The sequence below is a fragment of the Paraburkholderia ginsengiterrae genome (assembly GCF_001645125.1).
GTDB lineage: Bacteria > Pseudomonadota > Gammaproteobacteria > Burkholderiales > Burkholderiaceae > Paraburkholderia > Paraburkholderia ginsengiterrae.
The window spans coordinates 16,523-39,811 of the sequence record NZ_LXKA01000348.1 but is presented as its reverse complement, the minus strand read 5'-3'; the positions used below and the strand labels follow the sequence as shown (position 1 = coordinate 39,811).

Annotated in this window: 19 protein-coding genes; 6 read left to right on the top strand and 13 right to left on the bottom strand. The window is 62.9% G+C overall.

Annotation, left to right across the window (positions count from 1 at the left end):
- The 3 genes from ilvA to queF form a co-directional block, all read left to right on the top strand.
- Nucleotides 1-1,271, top strand: a 1,271-nt coding sequence (ilvA, locus tag A6V37_RS30080; RefSeq protein WP_064286628.1) for a threonine ammonia-lyase, biosynthetic, incomplete at its 5' end; no start/stop codon positions are given.
- 23 nt (nt 1,272-1,294) lie between these two features.
- Nucleotides 1,295-2,197 (top strand): 5'-nucleotidase, encoded by a 903-nt coding sequence (locus tag A6V37_RS30075; RefSeq protein WP_064265549.1) that lies wholly within the window; start codon nt 1,295-1,297, stop codon nt 2,195-2,197.
- The gene (queF, locus tag A6V37_RS30070; protein WP_064265548.1) at nt 2,194-3,018 is read left to right on the top strand and encodes an NADPH-dependent 7-cyano-7-deazaguanine reductase QueF; all 825 of its coding nucleotides are present in this window, start codon (nt 2,194-2,196) and stop codon (nt 3,016-3,018) included. The genes A6V37_RS30075 and queF overlap by 4 nt, the downstream gene beginning before the upstream one ends.
- Nucleotides 3,019-3,088: 70 nt before the next feature.
- Here the strand turns inward: queF and A6V37_RS30065 are convergent, their stop codons facing one another.
- The 3 genes from A6V37_RS30065 to A6V37_RS30055 form a co-directional block, all read right to left on the bottom strand.
- On the bottom strand, nt 3,089-3,475 hold the full coding sequence (locus A6V37_RS30065; RefSeq protein WP_064265547.1) for a RidA family protein: 387 nt from the start codon (nt 3,473-3,475) through the stop codon (nt 3,089-3,091).
- Between the two features lie 77 nt (nt 3,476-3,552).
- A complete protein-coding gene (locus A6V37_RS30060; protein ID WP_064265546.1) occupies nt 3,553-5,034 on the bottom strand; it encodes an N-acyl-D-amino-acid deacylase family protein in 1,482 nt (493 codons plus the stop codon).
- A gap of 3 nt (nt 5,035-5,037) precedes the next feature.
- The gene (locus A6V37_RS30055) at nt 5,038-5,928 is read right to left on the bottom strand and encodes a MurR/RpiR family transcriptional regulator (RefSeq protein ID WP_064265545.1); all 891 of its coding nucleotides are present in this window, start codon (nt 5,926-5,928) and stop codon (nt 5,038-5,040) included.
- A gap of 146 nt (nt 5,929-6,074) precedes the next feature.
- Between A6V37_RS30055 and A6V37_RS30050 the strand changes: the two genes are divergently transcribed.
- Nucleotides 6,075-7,352 carry an amino acid deaminase gene (locus A6V37_RS30050; RefSeq protein ID WP_064265544.1) on the top strand — a complete coding sequence of 426 codons (1,278 nt, stop codon included), beginning with the start codon at nt 6,075-6,077 and terminating at the stop codon, nt 7,350-7,352.
- A gap of 54 nt (nt 7,353-7,406) precedes the next feature.
- Here the strand turns inward: A6V37_RS30050 and A6V37_RS30045 are convergent, their stop codons facing one another.
- Together A6V37_RS30045 and A6V37_RS30040 are read right to left on the bottom strand one after the other, a co-directional pair.
- Nucleotides 7,407-7,895 carry a MarR family winged helix-turn-helix transcriptional regulator gene (locus A6V37_RS30045; RefSeq protein ID WP_064265543.1) on the bottom strand — a complete coding sequence of 163 codons (489 nt, stop codon included), beginning with the start codon at nt 7,893-7,895 and terminating at the stop codon, nt 7,407-7,409.
- A gap of 31 nt (nt 7,896-7,926) precedes the next feature.
- Entirely contained in the window at nt 7,927-9,522 is a 1,596-nt protein-coding gene (locus tag A6V37_RS30040; RefSeq protein WP_064265653.1) for an MDR family MFS transporter, read from the bottom strand.
- 140 nt (nt 9,523-9,662) lie between these two features.
- On the opposite strand from A6V37_RS30040, the gene A6V37_RS30035 reads away from it, so the two are divergent.
- Nucleotides 9,663-10,505, top strand: a complete 843-nt coding sequence (locus tag A6V37_RS30035) for an EcsC family protein (RefSeq protein WP_064265542.1) — start codon at nt 9,663-9,665, stop codon at nt 10,503-10,505.
- On the opposite strand, the gene A6V37_RS30030 is transcribed toward A6V37_RS30035, so the two are convergent.
- From A6V37_RS30030 to A6V37_RS29995, 8 genes are all read right to left on the bottom strand, one after another.
- Nucleotides 10,475-11,437 carry an alpha/beta hydrolase gene (locus A6V37_RS30030; protein ID WP_064265541.1) on the bottom strand — a complete coding sequence of 321 codons (963 nt, stop codon included), beginning with the start codon at nt 11,435-11,437 and terminating at the stop codon, nt 10,475-10,477. The genes A6V37_RS30035 and A6V37_RS30030 overlap by 31 nt on opposite strands.
- A 118-nt stretch (nt 11,438-11,555) precedes the next feature.
- Nucleotides 11,556-11,990, bottom strand: coding sequence for a CHRD domain-containing protein (locus A6V37_RS30025; protein WP_064265540.1), 435 nt, complete (start codon nt 11,988-11,990; stop codon nt 11,556-11,558).
- 616 nt (nt 11,991-12,606) lie between these two features.
- Nucleotides 12,607-17,070 (bottom strand): ATP-binding protein, encoded by a 4,464-nt coding sequence (locus A6V37_RS30020; RefSeq protein WP_207547566.1) that lies wholly within the window; start codon nt 17,068-17,070, stop codon nt 12,607-12,609.
- A gap of 19 nt (nt 17,071-17,089) precedes the next feature.
- Nucleotides 17,090-17,836: an aquaporin Z gene (aqpZ, locus tag A6V37_RS30015; protein WP_064265538.1), complete on the bottom strand. Its 747-nt coding sequence runs from the start codon at nt 17,834-17,836 to the stop codon at nt 17,090-17,092.
- Nucleotides 17,837-18,087: 251 nt separating this feature from the next.
- Nucleotides 18,088-18,732 (bottom strand): response regulator, encoded by a 645-nt coding sequence (locus A6V37_RS30010; RefSeq protein ID WP_064265537.1) that lies wholly within the window; start codon nt 18,730-18,732, stop codon nt 18,088-18,090.
- Between the two features lie 110 nt (nt 18,733-18,842).
- Nucleotides 18,843-19,532, bottom strand: coding sequence for a response regulator (locus A6V37_RS30005; protein WP_064265536.1), 690 nt, complete (start codon nt 19,530-19,532; stop codon nt 18,843-18,845).
- A 141-nt stretch (nt 19,533-19,673) separates the two neighbouring features.
- Nucleotides 19,674-20,339 (bottom strand): response regulator, encoded by a 666-nt coding sequence (locus A6V37_RS30000; protein ID WP_064265535.1) that lies wholly within the window; start codon nt 20,337-20,339, stop codon nt 19,674-19,676.
- Between the two features lie 395 nt (nt 20,340-20,734).
- Nucleotides 20,735-22,057 (bottom strand): MFS transporter, encoded by a 1,323-nt coding sequence (locus A6V37_RS29995; protein ID WP_064265534.1) that lies wholly within the window; start codon nt 22,055-22,057, stop codon nt 20,735-20,737.
- 95 nt (nt 22,058-22,152) lie between these two features.
- Between A6V37_RS29995 and A6V37_RS29990 the strand changes: the two genes are divergently transcribed.
- Nucleotides 22,153-23,040: a LysR family transcriptional regulator gene (locus tag A6V37_RS29990; protein ID WP_064265533.1), complete on the top strand. Its 888-nt coding sequence runs from the start codon at nt 22,153-22,155 to the stop codon at nt 23,038-23,040.
- The last annotated feature ends 249 nt before the right edge of the window (nt 23,041-23,289 follow it).

Sequence of the window (23,289 nt, the reverse complement as noted above, 5' to 3'; positions counted from 1 at the left end):
CGCTCTCGGCGGCGCGCATGGGCGTGAAGGCGATCATCGTGGTGCCGGTCACCACGCCGCAGGTGAAGGTCGATGCGGTGCGCGCGCACGGCGGGCCGACCGTCGAGGTGGTGCAGTTCGGCGAGTCGTACAGCGACGCCTACGGCCACGCGGTGAAACTTCAGGAAGAGCGCGGCCTGAGCTTCGTGCATCCGTTCGACGATCCGTACGTGATCGCCGGCCAGGGCACGGTCGCGATGGAGATTCTCAGCCAGCACCAGGGGCCGATTCACGCGATCTTCGTGCCGATCGGCGGCGGCGGACTGGCGGCCGGGGTAGCGGCGTACGTGAAGTCGGTGCGCCCCGAGATCAAGGTGATCGGCGTGCAGACCGACGATTCGTGCGCGATGGCGGCCTCGCTGAAGGCCGGCGAGCGGGTCACGCTGAACGAGGTGGGGCTCTTCTCCGACGGCACGGCGGTGAAGCTGGTCGGCGAGGAAACCTTCCGCCTGTGCAGCGAGTATCTCGACGACGTCCTGCTCGTGAATACCGACGCGCTGTGCGCGGCGATCAAGGACGTGTTCCAGGACACCCGCAGCGTGCTGGAGCCGGCCGGCTCGCTCGCGGTGGCGGGCGCCAAGCAGTACGCCGAGCGCGAGGGCATCGAGAACCAGACGCTGATCGCGATCACCTCCGGCGCGAACATGAACTTCGACCGCATGCGCTTCGTGGCCGAGCGCGCCGAAGTCGGCGAGGCACGCGAGGCGGTGTTCGCCGTGACGATCCCCGAGGAGCGTGGCAGCTTCCGGCGTTTCTGCGAACTGGTCGGCACGCGCAGCGTCACCGAGTTCAACTACCGGATTGCGGACGCGAATTCCGCCCATATCTTCGTGGGCGTGCAGATCAGGAATCGCAGCGAACTGGCGCAGATCGCGGGTGCGTTCGACGCGCACGGCTTCCCCACCGTCGACCTGACGTTCGACGAGCTCTCCAAGCAGCACATCCGTTACATGGTGGGCGGCCGTTCGCCGCTCGCGCACGACGAACGGCTGTTCCGTTTCGAGTTTCCCGAGCGGCCGGGCGCGCTGATGAAATTCCTCTCGTCGATGGCGCCGAACTGGAATATCAGCCTGTTCCACTACCGCAACCAGGGCGCGGACTACAGCTCGATCCTGGTCGGCGTCCAGGTGCCCGAGAGCGAGAACGCGGAGTTCGAACGCTTTCTGGCCACGCTCGGCTATCCGAACTGGGAAGAGACGCAGAACCCGGTGTATCGGTTGTTTCTGGCTTGATCGTTTAGGACTGAAACACGCAGATGGCTCTCACGCTTGCCGACAAACTGGTGGTGGCAATCTCGTCGCGCGCGCTGTTCGACTTCGAGGAAGAGAACCGCGTGTACGAGGAAGGCGACCTTCAGGCCTATGAAGCGTTGCAGCGCGACCGCCTTGCCGTGCCCGCCAAACCGGGCGTGGCGTTCCCGCTGATCCGCAAGCTGCTGGCGCTGAACGCCGGCGGCCATCGCGTGGAAGTGGTGATCCTGTCGCGCAGCGATCCGATCAGCGGATTGCGCGCCTTTCATTCGTGCCGCGAACATGGGCTCGCAATCGAACGCGGCGTGTTCACGCGGGGGCGCGCGCCGTTCGGCTACCTGAAGCCGCTGAACGCGTCGCTGTTTCTGTCCGCGAATCAGGAGGACGTGCGCGACGCGCTGGCCGCCGGATTTCCGGCCGCACGCGTTCTGCCCGAATCGGCGAAAATGGCGAGCAAGTACCCCGATGAAATCCGCATTGCCTTCGACGGCGACGCCGTGCTGTTTTCCGACGAAGCCGAGCGCGTGTTCCAGAAGGACGGTCTGCGGGCCTTCGTCGGTCATGAGACGCACAATAAGGATCTGCCGCTCGCGGACGGTCCGTTGAAGCCGTTGCTCGAAGCGCTGCACCGGCTGCAAAAACTCGCGGACGAAGCCGCGCCGATGCATATTCGTACGGCATTGGTGACAGCGCGCTCGGCCCCGGCGCATGAGCGCGCAATCCGCACCTTGATGGCGTGGAACATTGAAATCGACGAAGCGATGTTCCTCGGCGGCCTCGACAAGAGCGCATTTTTGCGCGAGTTCGAGCCGGACTTTTTCTTCGACGACCAAATTGGCCATTGCGAATCGGCCCGCGTCGTGACGGCGACCGGGCACGTGCTGAGTGGCATCGTGAACGCATCATGACACCCGAACAATCACCGCTGGGTAAGCCCTCCGCTTACACCGAACAATACGACGCTTCACTGCTGTTTCCGATTGCGCGCAAGAACGCGCGCGAGGCAATCGGCATTGGCGCGCAGTTGCCGTTTTTCGGCACGGACATCTGGAATGCTTATGAGCTGTCCTGGCTGAATACGCGCGGCAAGCCGCAGATCGCCGTGGCGACGTTCTTCGTGCCGGCGGATTCGCCGAATATCGTCGAGTCGAAATCGTTCAAGCTCTACCTGGGCTCGTTTGCGCAGACGGCGTTCGATTCGATCGAAACGGTGCGCGACACGATCAAGCGCGACGTGTCCGCTTCTTGCGGCGCGTCGGTTTCGGTCCACCTGGCCGCGCCGAACGAGTTCGGCAAATTGCAAATGGATGAGTTTGAAGGCATGTCGCTCGACCGCCTGGATCTGGATGCCGAGGTTTACCAGCCTGACGCTTCCCTGCTGAAAGCGGCGCTGGATGAAGCTCCGGTCGAAGAAACGCTGTTCTCCAATCTGCTGAAATCGAATTGCCCGGTCACGGGCCAGCCCGATTGGGGTAGCGTGCAGATCCATTACGTGGGTCCGCAGATCGATCACGCGGGCTTGCTGCGCTACATCATCTCGTACCGGAGTCACACTGGCTTTCACGAGCAGTGTGTCGAGCGGATTTTTATCGACATACTGAAGGCCTGCAAGCCGGTGAAGCTCGCGGTGTATGCGCGCTACACGCGGCGCGGCGGGCTGGATATCAATCCGTTCCGCACGAATTACAACTTGCCGATGCCGGACAATATGAGGCTGGCGCGGCAGTAAATAGCGAGTGGTTCGCCGCGGCGGGATGATGCATCCGGTCGCGACGAACGAAAGAGCGAAACCTTCAGCTTCAGGCCGCCGGCTTCTTATAAGCTACGCAGTCCACCTCGACCCGGCAGTCGATCACCATCGACGAAACCACACACGCCCGCGCCGGCGGATTCTCGCCGAAGTACTCGCGAAACACCTTGTTGAACGACGCGAAGTCGCGCGGATCGTCCAGCCACACGCCGCAGCGGACCACGTGCTCCGCGCCATAGCCCGCTTCCTTCAGGATCGCGAACACGTTCTGAATCGCCTTATGCGATTGCTCGACGATGCCGCCATTGATCACCTCGCCGTTTTCCATCGGCGTCTGCCCGGAAACGAACAGCCAGCCGTCCGCTTCGACCGCGCGCGCAAACGGCATGTGCTGACCACCCGTGCCCTTGCCGCCTTCAACACCATATCGCTTCATTATCAACACTCCTTGAAAAGTCGGGCAGGCGGCGTGGACAACGCCATGCCGCGCGCCATATCAATCGAAAAAAAATCTTAGAACGCTCCGTGCGCGTCGCCCTTCGACGCAGCACCACGCGCGACGAAATGACCACCGCGCTCGCCCGTCGCTACGCCATTGCGATACGTCAACACGCCGTTAACCCAGACCGCGTCGATCCCGTCCGCCGCCTGCTGCGGCTTCTCGAATGTCGCCGCATCGCGCACCTTTGCGGGGTCGAACAGGACGAGGTCGGCGTGGTAGCCGATATGCACCTCGCCACGCTGCGTTAGCCCATAGCGACGCGCCGACAGACCGGTCATCTTGCGCACCGCCTCTTCGAGCGGCAGCAGCCCCGCATCGCGAACGTAATGGCCGAGCACGCGCGGGAAAGCGCCCCACAAGCGCGGATGCGGCAACGGATCGTTCGGCAAGCCGTCTGAGCCGACCATGGTCGCGGGATGCGACAGGATGCGCCGCACGTCCTCTTCGGACATGTTGTGATACACCGCGCCCGCCGGTTGCAGGCGCTTGCCCGCTTCCTGCTGCGTGACGCCCCATTCGGCCGCGATCTCCTTCACGAGCTTGCCGGCCATTTCCGGATGCGGCTCCGACCACGTGATCGTGATGTCGATGTCGCCCGTGACCTGCTTGAGATCGAGCGTCGACGAACTGCGGTTGTACGGATAGCAGTCGCAACCGATCGGCTGCAGGCGGCGCGCGCCTTCCAGCGACTGCAGCACCTCTTCGCTGCGCCCCCAGTTCGACGGCCCCGCGCACTTCAGATGCGAAATCACCACCGGCACATGCGCGTGACGGCCCACGCGATACGCCTCGTCCATTGCGTCGAGAATCGCGTCGAATTCGGTGCGCATGTGCGTGGTGTACAGCGCGCCCGCGGCGGCGAGCGGCTCGGCAAGCGCCATCACCTCTTCGGTCGGCGCGGAGAAGGCCGAGCCGTACGCGAGCCCTGAACTCAGACCGAGTGCGCCATGCGCCAGCGCCTCTTCGAGTTGTTCACGCATGCCCTCGATTTCCTGCGGCGTCGCCGCGCGGTCGAGCCGGTCCATCTGGTTGCTGCGCAATGCCGTGTGACCAATGAGCGCGCCGACGTTCACCGCCGGACGCGCCGCGTTCACTGCGTCGACATAGGCCGCGAACGTGGGGTACTGGAACGCGCCGCGCTCGCCGAGCAGGTTCATCGGATCAGGCGGATCGCCCTTCAGCACCACCGGCGACGCACTGATGCCGCAATTGCCGACGATCACTGTCGTCACGCCCTGAGTGATCTTCGGCAGCATTTGCGGCGACTGGATCACGTGCGTGTCGTCATGCGTGTGCACGTCGATAAAGCCCGGCGCCAAGGCGCGGCCTTCGGCCTCGATCACTTCTTCGGCGAGCCAGTTCGACAGATTGCCGATCGCGGCGATGCGGCCGTCGCGGATCGCCACGTCGCGCTCGACAGGCGGGGCGCCCGTGCCGTCATACAGTTGCGCGCCGACAATCAGCGTATCGGCGGCTTCGGGATGCGAATGCATGGATCAGTCTCCTAACGGTTGTCGATCGCCGCCGCCGCGGTGCGTGTCGAGCGCGTGCTTCATGCGGCGCAGCAATTCACGGCTCTCGTCGCCCTGACTGACGGCAAGTTCGGTGACGAGCACATCGAGCGCCATCATCATCGCGTAGCGCGACGACGAGGGCTTGTAAATGAAATCGGTTTCGAAGGCGACGATCGGAATCAGCCAGTCGGCCAGCTTCGCGAGCGGCGATGCCGGCGCGGTCAGCGCGATCACCGTCGCGCCGTAGCTGCGCGCGATCTTGCAGTTCTCGACCATCTCCGGCACGCGCCCGGTGGTGGAAAGCGCGATCACCACGCTATCACGCGACACGGTGCTTGCCACCATACGCTGCAACAGGCCGTCCTGATAGGTCGCCACGGGCCGGCCGAGGCGCACGAGCCTAAAGCGCATCTCGTCGGCAAGCGCGGTGGAGCCGCCGCCCATGCCGAACACGTAAATCATGCGCGCGGCGCGCAATACGGCCGCCGCGTCGCCCAGCGGCGCCTGACGCAGCAATTGATGGTTATGCGCGAGCGCGGTCTGCAGTTCGTCGAACACGCGGGTTGCGATCGGCTCGGGCGCATCGCTCGACGCGCCGGGCTGCAGGAAGCGCTGACCCACGGCAGCTGCCTGCGCGAGCCGCAGCTTCAGCTCCCGCACGTCGCGGCAGCCCACTGCCTTGGCGAAACGTGTCACGGTCGCGACGCTCACCTCCGCCTGTTGCGCGATCGCGCCGATGCTGGCGCGCGAGGCGCCCGTCAGATCGTCGAGGATCAACGCGGCGACCTTGCGTTCAGCCGAGCGCAGTTCCGGCGCACATTCAGCGATACGCGCGACGATGTCGAAGGCCAGCGGTTCGGCAGTAGAGTTCATTGCGCACAGTGGGCGGCCGCACGAAGGCTTACAACAACCCTCCGGCATACCGTGTTAATAAATAACATTTCTCTGAGAATCGTACTTTCGGTAACATACTAAAGTCAACTTCGATTCAATTTAACCGAACGATGGAGCAAGGGGACATGAAAGTTACAAACTATCAGGGCGCCACGATCGATCCTTATAGCAAGGGTCTGGGCGTGGTTCCGAGCACCAGCATCCAACTCACGGATGCCGCGCGCCTCGAGTGGAATCTGCTGAACGAAGACGTCAGCCTGCCCGCCGCCGTGCTGTACGCGGACCGGGTGGAACACAACCTGAAGTGGATGCAGGCGTTCGTGGCGGAATACGGCGTCAAGCTCGCCCCGCACGGCAAGACCACCATGGCGCCGCAACTGTTCCGGCGCCAGCTCGAAACCGGCGCATGGGGCATCACGCTCGCCACCGCGCATCAGGTGCGCGCGGCCTATCACGGCGGTGTCTCGCGCGTGCTGATGGCAAACCAGCTGGTCGGCCGCCACAACATGATGATGATTGCCGAGTTGCTGAGCGACCCGGATTTCGAATTCTTCTGCCTTGTCGATTCAGCTGAGGGCGCCGAGCAATTGGGCGCGTTTTTCACATCGGTGCGCAAGCCGTTGAACGTGCTCCTCGAACTCGGTGTGCCGGGTGGCCGCACGGGCGTGCGCGACGAGGCGCAGCGCAACGCCGTGCTCGAAGCGATTGCGCGCTACCCGGACGTGCTCAAGCTCGCCGGCGTCGAATTGTATGAAGGCGTGCTGAAGGAAGAGCACGAAGTGCGCGAGTTCCTGCAAAGCGCGGTCGCGATCACACACGAACTCGTCGAACAAGGGCGCTTTGCGCGCACGCCGGCGGTGCTGTCAGGCGCAGGTTCGGCCTGGTATGACGTGGTCGCGGAAGAATTCGTGAAGGCCTCGGAAACCGGCAAGGTCGAGATCGTGCTGCGTCCCGGCTGCTATCTGACGCACGACGTCGGCATCTATCGCAAAGCGCAGACGGACATCTTCGCGCGCAACCCGGTCGCCAAAAAGATGGGCGAAGGGCTGCTGCCGGCACTGCAACTGTGGGCGTATGTGCAGTCGATTCCCGAGCCGGATCGCGCGATCATCGGTCTCGGCAAACGCGATTCCGCCTTCGACGCAGGCATGCCGGAACCGGCGCGCCACTATCGTCCGGGCGACGATGCGCCGCGCGATATCGCCGCGAGCGAAGGCTGGGAAGTTTTTGGCTTGATGGATCAGCACGCGTATCTGCGGATTCCGGCAGGCGCAGATCTGAAAGTGGGCGACATGATCGCGTTCGACATTTCGCACCCGTGCCTGACGTTCGACAAGTGGCGCCAGGTGCTGGTGGTCGATCCGGCTTACCGCGTGACTGAAGTGATCGAAACGTTCTTCTGATGTGGCGAGCGAACCGCGCGCTTCGAGATGACGAGGCGCGCGGTTCGACGTGCTTCAGATCGCCTGAAGCGAAGGCTTCCCGGCGGATTCCGTGGCGGCGGCGTCGGCGGCTGCGGCCGCCACCTCGCCAATCCTCACCTCCAGCATTTTCAACGCACCGGACAGCGCGCCCAGCACATCGTCCGGCAACGCGGCCATCGTGTCGTGCAGAAAGGCATTGCGGCGCGGCAAGCTCGCTTCCGTCGCCGCCTGCCCCGCTTCGGTCAGGCGCACGTTGGTGACTCGGTTATCGCGCGTATCCATGCTGCGCGAAATCCAACCCATGCCTTCGAGTGTTTTCAATTGCCGTGTAAGCGCGCCCGGATCGACGCGCAGGCGCTCGACCAATCGCTTTTGCGAAGACTCGCCGGCCTGGTCGTGCAACGCAAGCAGAATGCGCCAGCGCGGCAACGGGTGGCCGACCTGCGCCTCGAATGCCGACGTGAACGCCCGATAAGTGCGGCCGAATTGCTGCATGACGGCGACGCGGTCCTGTTCTTCCATGATCTGTCAGTAAAACGGTAAGTCTAAAAAATCAATCCGCGTGAATCACCGGCTCGAGCTTTCGCTGGAGCTTGATGGGTGGCACACGGCGGCTTTGCCACACCGATACCACGGCGATGATCGCCGCCATCGCGAGACCGAGATGAATCGCCGAGACGAGCGCTTCGCGCGCGCTCTCGAGCAGCATCGCGCCGTTATGTCCCGCGTGCGCCAACTGGTCTAGCAAGGTGGTTTGCGCGTCGCGATTGATGAGGATTTGCGGGTCGCCGAGATCGGCGAACCATTGCGACGCGTGGTCGTTGTCGAGCGCGCTGCGCACGCCGCTCGCGTACATGTGGCTGATCAGCGTGCCGGTGAGCGCGGTGCCGATCATACCGCCGATCATCCGCAGCGACTGCAGCAGCGCCGTTGCAATGCCGAGGTGTTCGCGGCCGGCGGTTTGCTGCGCAAAAATCGTCAGATTCGGCATGACGAAGCCGAGGCCCAGGCCGCCGGTCACCATGAACGACATCAGCAGCCATTGCGGCATGGAACGCGTCGCTACCACTACCCCGAGGCACGACAACGCCAGCAGCGCAAAGCCGACATACAGCATCAGATTGGGATTGCGCACGCGCGAGACGATGCGTCCATTGGCAATGCTGCCGATCGTGATGAACACGACCAACGGTGTAATCACGAGGCCCGCGTCTTTCGGCGACATGCCGAAGCCGCCCTGGAACAGCAACGGTGCGTAGAACAGCAATGAGAACATCGTGAAGCCGCCCAGCACGGCGAGTGTGAAGAGCGCGGCAAGACTGCGGTTGCGGAACATGTCGACCGGCAGGATCGCTGTTGGACAGCGCTTTTCCCAGCGCCACAGCGCGTAAGCCGACGCGACGCTCAAGCCGAGCAGCGCGAGCGCGCTCAGCGTCACACCATGTTTCGGCAGCAACTCGACGAACAACTGCAGCGAACCGAGCGCCACCGCGATCAGCACGGCGCCGGGCCAGTCGAGCCGCATTTTCCCCTTATGTTCGACGTGACGCAGATGCGGCAGGAAGCGCCACACGAAAAACAGCGACAGCAGGCCGACCGGCAGATTCACGTAAAAAACCGAGCGCCAGCCGTAGTACTGCGTGAGGAAGCCGCCGAGCGACGGCCCCACCGCATTGGCAATGCCGAAGGCCGAACTCATCATCACTTGCCAGCGCAAACGCACGACCGAGTCGGGGAAGAGATCAGGAATGCACGCGAATGCGGTGCCGACCAGCATGCCGCCGCCGATGCCCTGCAGGCCGCGCGCCAGCACGAGGAACAGCATGTTGTTAGCGGCGCCACACAGCACCGACGCCCCCGTGAAGACAACGATCGAGGCGATCACGAACGGCTTGCGTCCGTAATAATCGCCAAGCCGGCCGAAAATCGGCACGGTAATCACCGAGGTCAGCAGATATGACGTGGCGACCCACGCGTAAAGCTCGAAACCCTTGAGTTCGGCGACGATGGTGGGCAGCGCGGTGCCGACCACGGTCTGGTCGAGCGCGACCAGCATCGTGACGAAGGAGATGCCGAGCATCGCCAGCAGCGACTCGCGGAAGGGTAAAACTTGCCCACTCGAATGGTGGGCCGCGGTATGGACAGCCATTTTTTGATAGCGCAACAGTTGACTCGTCAAACGATTGGGAATCATACCACGCTGCAGCGCTCTAAGCGGAACGCGCCGGTGCCCATCGCCGCGCCGGCAATCGACTGAAGAATGACTATCACATGACGCCAGGGAGGCACATGGAGCCAGGTTCGCTCGCAGCACCAACGTTATTGGACGAAGACCTGAAAGCGCTGCGGCGCGCGAAACACGAGCTGGAAAGCCCCGCACTGGCGATGAAGCTGGCAAGCATCGTCGGCGCGCCGCTGGAGAAGCTGCTCTCACGCATGCCGGCATTCGCCAACGAGAAGGTCACGGATGCGACGGAACTGGCCTTGCGCAAGTGCCTGGCGATCGCGCTGCGCACGCTGGGGCGGCAGGACGGCGCGACGCGGCTCGCTGTATCCGACAAGCCGAGCAATCTGCTCCACAAGTTTGCGGTCGCGACCACCGGCGCGGCCGGCGGCGCCTTCGGACTATTCGCGCTGCCCGTCGAACTGCCGGTCACGACCACGCTGATGTTTCGCTCGATCTGCGACATAGCGCGCAGCGAAGGCGAGGATCTGACTTCGATCGACACGCAACTGCAGTGTCTAACGGTGCTCGGCATGGGCGGCACGTCGAGTGCCGACGACGACGCCGACTTCGGCTACTTCATCATGCGCGGCGCGCTGGCGCAGGCGGTATCGAAAGCGTCATCTGAAATTGCGACCAAGGGTTTCACCACGCACGGCTCGGCGGCTTTGCTGCGCCTGCTCAACACGATCGCGGCGCGCTTTTCGGTGCAGGTGAGCGAGCAGATCGCCGCCAAATCGATTCCTGCGATCGGCGCGGTGCTTGGGGCGATGGTCAATACTGTCTTCATCGACCACTTCCAGCAGGTGGCGCACGGCCACTTCACCGTGCGCCGGCTTGAGCGGCAGTATGGCCGCGAAACGGTCGAGGCCGCCTATCAGACCATCGACATCGCGCTCGACGGCTGAGCCGCATCCCTGTGGGTCGTCACACGCCGCACGAACGCGGCGGCACGGTCGAGCGCGCGGTTCGCTTCGGGGATGAACGGCGCGAAGATCGGCCAGACGTGCGGCATCTTTGTCCACACTTCAAGCTCGCAGTCGACGCCCGCAGCGCGGGCGTTGTCGGCGACGCGCCGCGAGTCGTCGAGCAACACCTCGGTGCTGCTCACCATAATGAAGAGGGGCGGCAAGCCATGCAGGTCGGCGTAGACCGGCGAGGCATAAGGATGGGTAGCGGGCGTATCGCCGAGATACACCTTCCCTGCCAGCGCGATCGCAGGACCGCTGAACATTGGGTCGATGCCGTCGTTCGCGCGGATGCTGGCACCCGTCGCGGCCAGATCGGTCCAGGGAGAGAAAAGCAGGCCGCCTGCCGGCATGGGGTCACCGGCGTCGCGCAGCGCCACCAGCGTCGCGAGTGCAAGACCGCCGCCCGCCGAATCGCCCGCAATCACAATCGACTCAGGCGCGATGCCGTTGGCGATCAATTGACGATAGGCCCCTGTTGCATCGTCGAGCGCCGCCGGAAAGCGATGCTCGGGCGCGAGGCGATAGTCGAGCGAGAAAACCGGTGCATCGGCGCGTGTCGCCAGCCCAAACGCAAGCGAGCGATGCGTGCGCGGAGAACAAAAGTAGTAGCCGCCGCCATGGCAAAACAGCACGACCGGACCGCTATTCGCGGCCGGCGCGCCTTCGGCTCGTTCGAGCCACTCGCCGTGCAGCGGCGTGTCGTTCGCGCCGTACAACTCGCGCAGACGCCAGCCACGGGGCACACGCGGCGACCAGGCACGCTTCGCGGTTAGCGCCCGCGCCTGTTCGACGTTGATGCGCGGTTTGAGGGTTCTCGGTCGAAACTGCCTGCGCAGATACCAGCACGCGAGTGCGCTTTGCCAACTCATCGGGCCACGCTCCTTCGATTGTGTCCCGCCATGGTACGTGCGTTCGACGCGGCATCAGTGGATGGCGCCTTCTAATCCTGAAAAGCGCCCGTGCTTCCGCTTAAGGCTTGCCGGTGGATTAGTTCGCCGGCAGGACCTGTCCGCGAATCTCGCCTGTCGGATTCTCGGCGGTATGGATGTTGAAGTACCACTGTCCCGCCATCAGGTCTGTCACCTGCTGTTCGGTCAGTGCGGCGGAACCTTTGATCGGGCTCGCGAGCGCCCCCTTCCCGATCGGCACCTGCGGCTTGGCGTTCTGTCCCACCGGTGCTGGACCGTGGAAATGCGCGGCGGTCACTGGGCCGCTCAGCCCTTCGTAGGTGATCGTCCATTGCAGGGTTTTGGTCGACGTGTCGAACGTGGCGTTCAGCATGCCGTGCCCGTGACTCACGCGCGGCGGTACTTCGCTCGAGGGCTCGAGATCCGCCTTCAATGCCACCGTATCCGCGAAGGCCGCGCCCGCGGCCAACGCCCACAACACGACGGCAAAGCTCAGTTTTTTTAGCGCAGCCATTGTCTTCTCCGGACTTGATGCACCGCCGCACCGACAGTTCGGTTACGTACGGAGCTTTCACATACTAGTGCAAATCCATTGAGACTGTTCGCGCGAGAGATCGCGCGCCCGATAGCCTCGGCGCACGCATGTCTGGCGGCCTCGTTGCGCACGGCATTGATGCCGGACGCGACACACGGCTACTTTGTAGTTGTCCGTAGCGATCTGGATTCGGATTGAGGGACAACTCGTCCATCAAGTTGCCGCGAATGAGACACTGCCTAAAAGTGTGACTGACGGCGGCCAGCCCTAGAGTCTTGCCGTCTCTATCCGCCAGGTGCGCGGGTGCGTTTGACGCATTCCGTGTGTGCTGAAAACTGCGCGGCGACCGTTTGAAACGATTTCCTCAAACAGTTTATTGCAGATTTTGTAGTGAATGAACGGCAATATCTCGGCTATGCTTCTGACTGCGAGAAGTGACTCCTTCATCGAGGGATGTCTCCAAATCTTTAACGCGGCTTCGGCCGCGTTTTTTTTCGTCTGATTATCCGGCTTTCATTTCAGCGTGTCGGCCCGCGGCCATGCGAACGCACTCGGGGGAAGCGGCAACCGTGATGCCTTGCCAATTGGCAGAAATCTAAGCGAGCAATGCCGCCTGCTGCTCGATTCCATCCAGCATGGCATTGCACCTGCTGATTAAAACCAACCCATCGGTGCGCAGGCGTTCCGGCGGCTGAACGGCAATTTCGCGACGATACTCATCGAGCGCGCTAAGCAGCGGCGGGTATTGCAGCACGCTCGCCGCCCCTGCCACGCGATGGAGCCACTCGCGCACACGGCCAACCTCGATACGCCCGGGCTCGGCACGTTCGAGCAAAGGCGACAAGGACTGCACGTCTTCACGCACCGATGTAACAAACGAGTCGAGCAAAGCCTTGACGGTGGATTCGCTACCCCATAGCTGCGTCATGTGTGACAGATCGACTGGGACGAATGGCTGGGCACCGCTATCGGTATTCGGTCCGGCAATCGGCGGGGTACCGGCGAATTCCGCAGGTGCGGCTTGCGACGCGCCGTCAGCGCCGAACCAGCGGCTCAGATAGTCGCGCAGCGTGGCGAGCCGGGTCGGTTTCACGAGACTGTCGTCCATGCCGGCGTCACGGCACAGGTTCAGATCTTCGGGCGCGGTATTCGCTGTGATGCCCAGAATCGGCAGGCGGTGCGCGCCGCCCCGCTCGTTCTCGCGGATACGCCGCGTGAGCTCGTAGCCGGAGACTTTCGGCATGTGGCAGTCCGTGATCAGACAACCATAGCTCGTGCGCTGCAGCGCGGCCAGCGCCTCGGCGCCGTCAGCCGTCACGTCGCAGGCGAAACCGAGCAGCGCCAGTTGATGACGGATCAACTCCTGATTAACCGGATGATCTTCCGCGACGAGGATCAGCCGACCACTGGCGATTGCCCGTTCACGGTCCGGCGCCGAAACGCCTCCCTCGGACGTACGCGGCATGCCCACCAACCGCGGCGCCACCGACGGCAGTCCTGTCATTGCGGCGGCGGACGCGGCGCCGAGGCCGCGCCACGAAATCGGGTTGATGCTGACGCGCACCATGCCGTCGAGAATTCGGTAGCCAGTCGGCTTTGGTTTTTCGGTCAGGATGATGATGCGCGCGCGCGAACTGATGCCCGGCGGCAAGCTCACCTCCTCGGTCACGAACAGCAAATCCACATCGGCCAGTGCAGCGCGATCGCGCAGTTCCCCCCCATCGGGCGCGCAGCTGCGCAATTCGAGTCCGAGTGCCTCGCCAAAGTGCATCAAGGCCTGCGCGACGCGCGTATCGCCAACCGCTACGACCCCGCGCTTGCCGCGCAGGCCGTTGACGGAGTAACGCTCGGTCTCGACAGGCAGGGTGAGGCGCACCGTCATGCGTGTGCCACGGCCTGGCTCGCTGTGCAGCGCAAGTGAACCGTTCATGAGGTCGATCAGCTTGCGGCAGATCGTCAAGCCTAGGCCGGTGCCGCCAAAGCGCCGCGTGGTGGACGACTCTGCCTGCACGAACGGCTCGAACAGCTTGGCCTGCACTTCCGGTGCAATGCCAATGCCGGTGTCTTCAACGACCATTTCGAGCGTTTGAGTGCCGCCGCCCCGCGCGACGACCGACACGCCCACGTCGACCTCACCCTGCGGGGTAAACTTGATGGCATTGCCGAGCAGATTGAACAGAATCTGCCGCAATCGCACGCTGTCGCCGCGCAACGTGGCAGCAACGTCCGGAGTGATATCCACCCGCACTTTCAGACCTTTTTCATGCGCCCGGCCTGCCAGCAGGCCGACTGCGTTGTCGACCAGTTCACGCATGTCGATGGACTCGGCCTCAATAGTCAGCCGTCCTGCTTCAATTTTCGAGTAGTCGAGCAAGTCGTCCAGAATTTGCAGCAGCGCGCCGGCCGACTCGTGGATCATGCCTAGCATTTCACCCTGATCCGGATTGAGCGGCGTGCGTTCCAGCACCTCGACGAGACCGAGCACGCCGTTCATCGGCGTGCGAATTTCATGGCTCATCATGGCGAAGAAATCGTCTTTGGCACGCGAGGCCGCCTCGGCCACATCGCGGGCTCGCGCCAGTTCCTCGGAGCGCGCGTGCTCGAGGCTGGCGTCGACCCAATAGCCACTCCAGACAACGGCGCCATCCTGTTCCCGACGCGGCACCAGCTCGGCGCGCGCCCACGTGAGGTCGCGCCCGTTCTCGAAGCGAAATTCCATGTGCACCGGCGTTTCGCAGCGCGCTGATCGCTCGAGCTTTGCCAGCACCAACGGTCTATCCTGCTCGCACACATGCCTGAAATCGACCTGCTCGGCACTGCTCGGCGAGCCGTCATTGCCTACGAACAGACGCCGCGTGTCGCCGCCGATATAGGGAAATGAGTACACGCCCTCGGCTGTGCGACGCAGTTGAAACACAGCGGCCGGCAGCGAGCGCGTCACATCGAAGAGGCGCCGTTCGGTTTCGCGTGCGCGCAATTCGGCTTGCCGAATATCCGTGACGTCGACCACCGTACCGAGCACGTACGCGGGTTGACCATCTCCGCCACGGCAAATGCAGGTCCAGAACAGACCGTGCCGCACGTTGCCCGCTCCGCGCTCGAACTGAAGCTCCACTTGCGCGGTATCGCCACCGTTCAGTATCGCGCGGGTCATGTCGTCGAGGATGCGGCAGTTGGCCTCGCCCCACGTCTGGACATCCATCGTGGTGCGGCCGAGTACCGCTTCCCGACTCATCCCGCAGACCTGCTCGTAGGCCTCGTTGACGGCGATATAGCGCCCCTCGAGGTCCTTGGCGACAAGCGGATAGGGCACCATCTTCATCATGGTTTCCTGGAAGTTGAGTTGCAGCGCAAGCTCATGCTCGGTTTTCTTGCGCAGCCTGACTTCCCGTTGCAGCAGCAAGTAAGCCCGGAGGGTGACCAGCAGCACGACACCGATGCCGATCAGCAGCGGCAGCAGCCGCACCGCGGTCACGCTCCCTATACCCGACTGCGTCGTGCTGTCGGTAACCCATTTCTGCCGGATGCGCTGCTTTTCGGCGGACGGCATGGCCTGGAGCGCGCGGTCGATCAGGCCGACGAGTTGGCTCAGGTCGGGGCGCACCGCGAAGTCAAGCACGTCAGGGGCGCCGGCCGTGCCGAGAATCTTGAGGACACCCTCATACCGTTGCTTGAGGAGGATATCGACGGCGGCCACGTTGTCCGCCTCGCCGGTCGAGACTCTCCTGAATGCCTCGTCGAGGCTCGGCGCAACGGCGACGTGGTCCGGTGGAATGTGCTCGAACACGGGCAAAATTGAACCGGCCACATGCGGCGAAACGACGATGCGGCGCGACGCAAAATCGTTCAGCGAACGAGCCGCTGGCTCATCCTCACGGCCGACGATGACTAGCGGATAACTTTCGTACGCAACGGTATGCCGCGCGTTCCTGAGGCGTGGATCGTTGCTGGAAGCCGTGGCCAGAATCGCCAGATCGCCCCGCTGGAATGCTTCGACGGCAGCGGGCCAGTCTGTCGTGTGGGCGCGGGTGAACTGGACGCCGAGCGTGCGGCTCAGATACGCCAGATAGTCGGCGGCAACGCCTGCTGGCTCGCCGGAGTTGTCGGCATAGCTGAACGGCGGCCAGCCGTTGTCAAATCCGACTTGCAACGGTGGCAGCGAACGAAGCCAAGCCTGCTCCTGCGACGTCAGCGCGAAACGCTGCGCGGTAGGCACCAGCGCCGCGTCGAAATTGCTGGATAGCCAGCGAGCGCGAATTGCCGAGTCGTCAGCGGGGTCGATTGCCGCCAACGCATGGTCAAGCCGGTCGCGCAGTGCGGTCTGGCTTCGGGGCACCGCAAAGCGCAGGCTCGCAGTCTTGCTGCTCTCCTCGAAGGCGACGTGCAGCGCGCGAAATTCGTCGGTAGCCAGTGCATGTTGCACGTTCGGGGTGAAGCCGAGATAAACGTCGGCCTCACTTTTGACAACCGCCGCAAGCGCGTCGTGCGTTGTCGCAAAGGTAATGATCTGGGCGCGAGGGAAGCGGTCGCGCACCCCGCGCTCGAGCGCAAAGCCTTTCTCCACGGCAATGCGTGCTCCAGCGATCTGGGCGGGACTGCCAAATCCGTCAACGTCGCGCCGAACCGCGGCCGACGATGACGAACGGAAATACGGCGCCGTGAAGCTCAAGCACCGTTCACGCTCCGGCGTGCGGGCCACGCTCATCAGCAGATCGATTTGCCCGGTGCAGGCGGCAGCAAGCAGTTGAGGAAAATCCGGAAACGCCTTCGGTTCGATGACGACATTCGGGCCTACGAGCGCACGCAGATAGTCGGCACTCAAACCCGTGAGGCTGCCATTTTGTAGCGTATCGAACGGCGGCCACCCGCTGGCGAGCACGCCGACACTCAGTTTCGCGGGAAATGCCCGTGCTGCCTGGAGAGTTGAGGGATCACCGAACGGCCGTGCGACAGCGTTCATCTGTGTAACGACCAAAACAAACACGGCAAGCAGAGACAGCGACACACGTCGAAGCACGTGTTTTATCGCGGCACCCTGCGGAAGTTTGATGACTGACACGTCGACGCCCCCTCAACGCTCAGGCGACTTCGCCGGGCCCGTCGGCAAGCGCGGAGGCCGAGTGATCAGCTCTGCCATGCAGGGACGAGGACAGTATGCCTGCGGCGACACCGCCCGCCAGCGGTGCGGCCCAGAACAGCCAGAGTTGATCCAGCGCCCAATCGCCGACGAACAGCGCCTGGGCCGTGGAGCGGGCGGGATTGACCGAGCCATTGGTCACTGGGATCGACACCAGATAGACAAGCACCAGGCAGGCACTGACGATCAGCGGCGCAACTGACCTCATGTTTCGCCGGGCAGCCATTGACAGGCTTGCCATGACGAAAATGAAGGTCAGGAAAAATTCAACGACTAACGCCGAATGCAATTGATAGTCGGCCGGTGAATGGTCGGCAAAGCCATTCGCGGCGAACTCGCTTGCGCCCATGTCAAACCCGGGGCGGCCGCTCGCAACGTAAGCGAGTAGTGCGGAGGCCAAGATTGCGCCGAGAATCTGGGCAGCGATGTAGGGGAGCAGATCCCTGACTGGAAAACGTTGCGCGACTGTAAAACCGACGGTGACAGCAGGATTGAAATGAGCGCCGGAGATAGTGCCAATAGTGTAGCTAGCCGTAGCAAGCGCGAGACCGAAAGCCACCGACATTTCCAGCACGCCGTACGTCTGTTGAAGCACACCGATGTTCAGCACAATGCTGCCGCACCCGACGAAGACCAGCCATGCCGTTCCGACACCCTCGACCAACAATCGCTTACCTAACGCAGCCATGCCGCCTCCTGATTTCTGCCTGTCAGGCAGACGGCTTCGCAAGATTGCCGTTACACAGTTGCCTGACCTCTCTTGTCGCGGGCATCGCTCAGCTTAGTGAAATGACTGCTTTCGTCAGGTAAGCATGAAAAAGGCCGCAGTTAATTCAGAACTATGAGGCGGCAACGTTCACCAACCAATCAGAAGACTCCTAAATTGTTCGCTACGCGAAAGGATCTCCCATGGTGTGACTCAACTGCGTCTCCTTGCCGTCAGGCCAGTCCGATCTGGCGGGCGTAGCCGATCAGATCAGCTTCAGTTTCGAGCCCGAGCTTGCGCATCGCACTGCGTTTCTGGGTGCTGATGGTTTTTCCGCTACGCTCCAGACGCACGGCGATCTCATGGACCGCCAGGCCCTGCACATAAAGCTGGAAGACCTCCCACTCGCGTGCGCTCAGCACGCCAGCGCGAAGTTGCGGTGGCGCGTCGGTGGATTCCATCGCGGCACGCACGTGCTCCGACAGATAGACCTGACCGGCAGAAACCGCCTCGATCGCATCAATCAACGCCGTGGCGGCCTCGCGCTTATCGACGATGCCGCGCACGCCGATATTCAGCAGCCCCGACAGCATGTGCGCATGGCAAATCATCGTCAGCACGACTACATGCGGATGCGCGTGTTCCCGCAACAATCGGCGCAGCAACGACACAGCGTTGCTGCCTCCGTGAATGCCCGGCATACCGATATCCGACACGACGACCTCGCACGCGCGGGTGTCGAGCAGTTCGGCCAAACCATGAGAGTCGGCCGTCTCGCCGACCACTTCGAAATGCGACGCAGCTTGCAGCAGCCGTTTGACGCCGACACGAACACAGTCGTGATCGTCAGCGATGATGACGCGGATCTTGTGTGCCATATGTTGTTGTCTTATCGATTGGCGGGCCTCGCACGCGGTGTGCTTCCCCAGGCTGCGCCAATGCATCTTCTGTTCGTCGCGCCGACGTGGCGCGACACCTCGGTCATCTGCTACCGGTGCTGCGGGCGCTCCTCGGGAATGACGCCATGTTCGACGGCGAAACGGAACAACTCCGCGTCGCTGCGCAGCGCGAGCTTGCGCATGGCGGTGCACTTCTGCGCGCTGATCGTCTTGACGCTGCGCCCCAGGCGCGTGGCGATCTCGGTGACGCCAAGCCCCGATGCGTACTGGGTGAACACCTCGAGTTCGCGCCGCGACAGCACGCCGCGCACGAAGTTGAGACGGTGGGTTGTCGTTGCATCCGCGATCAGTGCGCGTACCGCCGGCCCGACATAGCACTCGTGTGCCAGCGCCGTAATGACCGCCACGTGAATCAGATCAATGCGGTCGCGCTTGCTGACCAGCGCGTCGACACCGAGCGCGATGACTTTTTGTAGTTCGGCCGCGTCGGTTTCCATGGTGAGCACGACTAGCGCCACGTCGGGAAACCGCGACCTGAACTGCCTGACTACTTCCAGCCCGCTGCCGTCGGTACCACCCGGCATATAGAGATCCATGAGCACCAGGTCGCATGGATTGTGATCGACTTCCGTGAAGAGTTCCGTGGCGTCGGTCGCGCGGCCGACAACCTGCATATTCGGATAGCCACCGAACAGATTTTCGATTGCCAGCAGAACGAGTGGATGGTCGTCCGCGATGATGGCTCGAACGGGTGTGTTGACCTCGGCGGTGTCGCTCATCGTCTATTTCTCCTCCGCATCTTGATTTAGTGCCGCCCTCTTCATTGAAACCGCCCCTTGTCGCGATCATTAACCAGTCTTCGTCAAATAAACATCGGATCGCTCCGAAACAATTTTGATTCGCTCGAAAAATTTAATTGCTTAGTTATGCGATTTAAAACAAAGAATTCCATGGGAACGCACGTAGGAAAACAAACCAGGGTCATTGGTGACGCCGATCTTCGCCATCGCTTCGCGCTTTTGGCGCGTGACCGTACGTCGATGGCAGCCGAGCGCTGCCGCAACGTCCGAGATCGACTGGCCACCCACCAGCCGTCTGATGACTTCAGTCTGCATCCCCGTCAATCGCAACGCCGGCGGTCGCTCGCCTTCAACGTCCCGCGGTTGCGCAAGCGCCTCAACGACGGAACTGCCCAGATAGGCTTCACCGGCCGCAGCCGCCTTGATCGCCCGCAAAAGTTCGTCCATCGGCTCGGATTTGCCGAGCACGCACGCGACTCCGTCCGACACGACGGAGCGAAGGATCGCGGCATTCGTCAGCGTAGTCATCACCACAATGCGCAGTTGTGGCCAGCCGCGGCGGATTCGCCGAATCAGGCTCAGACCGTCCTCGACAGCGCCTGAGGGCGCGGGCATCGCGAGATCAGTTACCAACACATCGCAAGGCGTGCGGCGCAGAAGATCGATCAGCGAATCGGGATTCGCCGCCTCGCCGGCGATGGTGACGTTATCGTGCTTTTCCAACGCGGCACGAATGCCAAGCAGAACGAAAGGATGATCGTCTGACAGAATGATTCGAAGCTGCATTAGGATTTGTCTCGTCACTTGTAGGGGTAGATTTCCAATACGCAGAAATGCGCGGAGGGCGCTCTACGTATACCTGGCGAGTCTCCTTGTTGCGCAATGCACGCCAAGGCGGCCATAAAATCACCACGACAAATTCACGAAAATCGGATCGTTCTGAATCCGCTGAAAAAACTCATACCCCAATGCGACCCAATCGGAAGATGGAAACTTAAATACGCGAAATGAATATTCTCGATCTCGCCAAACAACCCGTTTCCTGCCGGACCTAAAGAACTAAACGACGCAATCGGTCAGACGCTCAAGAGCGCTTCCAACGCGCGCCGGCGAAGATGCGCATAAAAGGCAAGCGCGGCGCCATGTCATGGCGCCGCGCTTGCAAAACAACCTTCTCAGAGTCAGATCGCGTCACAAGCTCGCGCCGCCCTCACCTTGCCTTCACGAGCCGCGCGAGGAAAAACTGGCAAAGCAATCAATGCGCAGACGCTGGCCACGGCCCACACCATCGGCCATGAGCCAACCGACAACAGCGCCGGAATCGCGAGTGGCGTCAGAAACAGCGTGAGAAAGACACAGGTGTTGCCCATTGCGAGAGCGGTACCGGCGCGGCTCGTTCCGGCCAGCGTGGCGAGTTCCGTGAAGGCCACGCCGTGCCATGCCGATCCGCTCACACCGCCCAGCACGACCATCAGCGCGAACACCGCGGTCATAGCCGTGTGGTGCATGCCGGCGAAACCCGTCATCGCGGCGAGCGACGCGAACAGCACGGCGGTCAGCAAACTGCACGCGCGCATGTAGGCCCGCCGATTGCCACGCCGGTCGGTCCAGCCACCGCTCCAGACCCGTGCGATCGCAGCGCCGGTTTGCACGGCAGCCATCGTCACGCTAATCGCGAGCACGCCGGCCCGGCTGAAGTCGTGAAGGAACACCGTCCCGAATGTAATCACGGCGATCTGCGGCACGCAGAGCGCGCCTGCGCCGAGCGCCACGCGCCAGATGCCGACATCGCGCAACGGCGAAACCTTGATGGACACACTGCCCGCCGCAGCGGTGCCGCGGGCCGTCGGCGCACTGCTCGAACCGGCGTCGGCATGGGAAGGCTCGTGCAACCAGCGCCACGCAAATATCGCGGTAATCGCGCACGCCAGAGCCAGCACTGTATAGACGCTCGTAAAGCCGAAGCGCGACGCGAGCACCGGCAGCAGCAATGCGCCGAGACCGCCTCCCGCGGGCACAGCGGTCTGGCGAATGCTCATGGCCAGCCCGCGCTCACCCTCGCGAAACCAGGCCATCACCGCACGGCCGCTCGATCCGTTGACGCTGCCGCCGAGCAGCCCGACCAGCAACAGGCCGAGTGCGAGCGCTGTCACGCCCGGCACCCGCGTGCCGGACGGCACCACGAACAGGGCCATCCCCGCCAGCGCGGCAGCGGTGGAAAGCAGTCCCAGCAACAGAACGCGCCGGTCGCCCCAGCGGTCAGTCAGCATTCCCCAAGGCAACTCACTAACGGCAATGCCGAGGCCAAGCATGCCGAGCGCCAGTCCTAGCCCGTCGTTGCCCAGGTGATAGCCCGAGCGCAACAGGACCGCTGTCGTTGGAATGCCGGAAAACGCCGCGGAGAAACTCGCGTTGGCGGCGAACCCGACCCCCAGCACCTTCCACCGATGACGCGCCGACCGGCCGCCGGATAACCCTACGGCTGCAATAGATTCGTTTCCCATGACACCCTCCGCAAAGAATATGGAGGTATCCTACGGGTGGACTTTCTATCGGAAAAGCCGGAAATTTAGATGGCATCCATCGGATATACCGAATCATGAGCCAGCGTGGATTTGATCTCGCGCAGTTGCGCACCTTCGTCGCGGTCGCCGAATCGGGCAGCGTTTCGGCCGGCGCGGAACGCGTATTCCTGTCGCAGTCTTCGGTGAGCGAGCAGCTGAAGAAACTCGAGGAGCGCGCCGGCCAGCCGCTTTTCGTGCGCAGCAAACAGGGCGTGAGCGCCACGCCCGCCGGTGGCCGGCTGCTCGATCATGCACGGCGCATCATTGCGATGAGCGAAGCCGCGTTCGACGACCTGCAAGGCCGCTCGCTCGACGGCGAGCTGCGCATCGCCATCACGGACTACTATCGGCCGCACGACATCGCGCGCATTCTCAAAACGTTTTCGGAACAGCACCCGCGCCTGAAACTGCACGTCACGGTTCAGCCGAGCGCGGTGATCGACAGTCAGGCCGGCGACGATGCATCGTTCGACATCGGGCTCTCGCTGCGGCTCGTTACGGACCCGGCGCGCGCCGCCAATCGCCGCACCGGCGCGCAAGGCACGGTGGTCAGGCGCGAGAAGCTGCTGTGGGTCAGCGCGGCCGACGCCGGTCCCCGGCCGTCCTCGCCGTATTCGCTGGTCTTGCTGCCGTCGAGCTGCCAGTTGCAGCGTTTCGTCGTGAAGCTGCTCGACGAGCACAAAGTGCCCTATGTGGTATCTCACTCCGCGTCCGGCGTGGCCGGCTTGCAACTTGCGTTGAAGGCCGGGCTCGGCATCTCCTGCCTGAACGAGTCGTCGATTGGCGGCGGTGTCGTAGCGTGCGCGCCGAGCGTGGGCCTGCCGGCCTTGCCCGCGGTCGAATTCCATCTGCTGCCCGGGCGGATCGGCGAAAGCGAACGCGTCAGCAATGCACGGACGGCTTTGATGCGGCTCTTCAGTTGATCGGCGAGCCCATCATCAAACAATCACGTTCGCGCTATAGGCTCGATGTCTATGACAATCGCAATCCTTTAGGTCAGAGATTGAAAGCCCTTTGATCCACGTCTATGATGTTTAGACCTTTGGTCGGTTGAGCCTCTATTGACTATTGACGCACTGAACAAAATCCTGCAACCTGCTACGCGCTGCTAAACGTTTCACGCGTTAATTCTTGCAGCCCGAACGGCGCCACCCATTGGCGCATTCAGGCAG

What these genes read in the sequence shown, in the direction of transcription:
- A6V37_RS30075 (WP_064265549.1), top strand. Translation starts at nt 1,295, where the DNA reads ATGGCTCTCACGCTTGCCGACAAACTGGTGGTGGCAATCTCGTCGCGC.
- A6V37_RS29990 (WP_064265533.1), top strand. Translation starts at nt 22,153, where the DNA reads ATGAGCCAGCGTGGATTTGATCTCGCGCAGTTGCGCACCTTCGTCGCG.
- A6V37_RS30010 (WP_064265537.1), bottom strand. Translation starts at nt 18,732, where the DNA reads ATGGCACACAAGATCCGCGTCATCATCGCTGACGATCACGACTGTGTT.
- A6V37_RS30000 (WP_064265535.1), bottom strand. Translation starts at nt 20,339, where the DNA reads ATGCAGCTTCGAATCATTCTGTCAGACGATCATCCTTTCGTTCTGCTT.
- A6V37_RS30045 (WP_064265543.1), bottom strand. Translation starts at nt 7,895, where the DNA reads ATGGAAGAACAGGACCGCGTCGCCGTCATGCAGCAATTCGGCCGCACT.
- queF (WP_064265548.1), top strand. Translation starts at nt 2,194, where the DNA reads ATGACACCCGAACAATCACCGCTGGGTAAGCCCTCCGCTTACACCGAA.
- A6V37_RS30040 (WP_064265653.1), bottom strand. Translation starts at nt 9,522, where the DNA reads ATGGCTGTCCATACCGCGGCCCACCATTCGAGTGGGCAAGTTTTACCC.
- A6V37_RS29995 (WP_064265534.1), bottom strand. Translation starts at nt 22,057, where the DNA reads ATGGGAAACGAATCTATTGCAGCCGTAGGGTTATCCGGCGGCCGGTCG.
- A6V37_RS30030 (WP_064265541.1), bottom strand. Translation starts at nt 11,437, where the DNA reads ATGAGTTGGCAAAGCGCACTCGCGTGCTGGTATCTGCGCAGGCAGTTT.
- A6V37_RS30005 (WP_064265536.1), bottom strand. Translation starts at nt 19,532, where the DNA reads ATGAGCGACACCGCCGAGGTCAACACACCCGTTCGAGCCATCATCGCG.
- A6V37_RS30035 (WP_064265542.1), top strand. Translation starts at nt 9,663, where the DNA reads ATGGAGCCAGGTTCGCTCGCAGCACCAACGTTATTGGACGAAGACCTG.
- aqpZ (WP_064265538.1), bottom strand. Translation starts at nt 17,836, where the DNA reads ATGGCTGCGTTAGGTAAGCGATTGTTGGTCGAGGGTGTCGGAACGGCA.
- A6V37_RS30065 (WP_064265547.1), bottom strand. Translation starts at nt 3,475, where the DNA reads ATGAAGCGATATGGTGTTGAAGGCGGCAAGGGCACGGGTGGTCAGCAC.
- A6V37_RS30050 (WP_064265544.1), top strand. Translation starts at nt 6,075, where the DNA reads ATGAAAGTTACAAACTATCAGGGCGCCACGATCGATCCTTATAGCAAG.
- A6V37_RS30025 (WP_064265540.1), bottom strand. Translation starts at nt 11,990, where the DNA reads ATGGCTGCGCTAAAAAAACTGAGCTTTGCCGTCGTGTTGTGGGCGTTG.
- A6V37_RS30055 (WP_064265545.1), bottom strand. Translation starts at nt 5,928, where the DNA reads ATGAACTCTACTGCCGAACCGCTGGCCTTCGACATCGTCGCGCGTATC.
- A6V37_RS30060 (WP_064265546.1), bottom strand. Translation starts at nt 5,034, where the DNA reads ATGCATTCGCATCCCGAAGCCGCCGATACGCTGATTGTCGGCGCGCAA.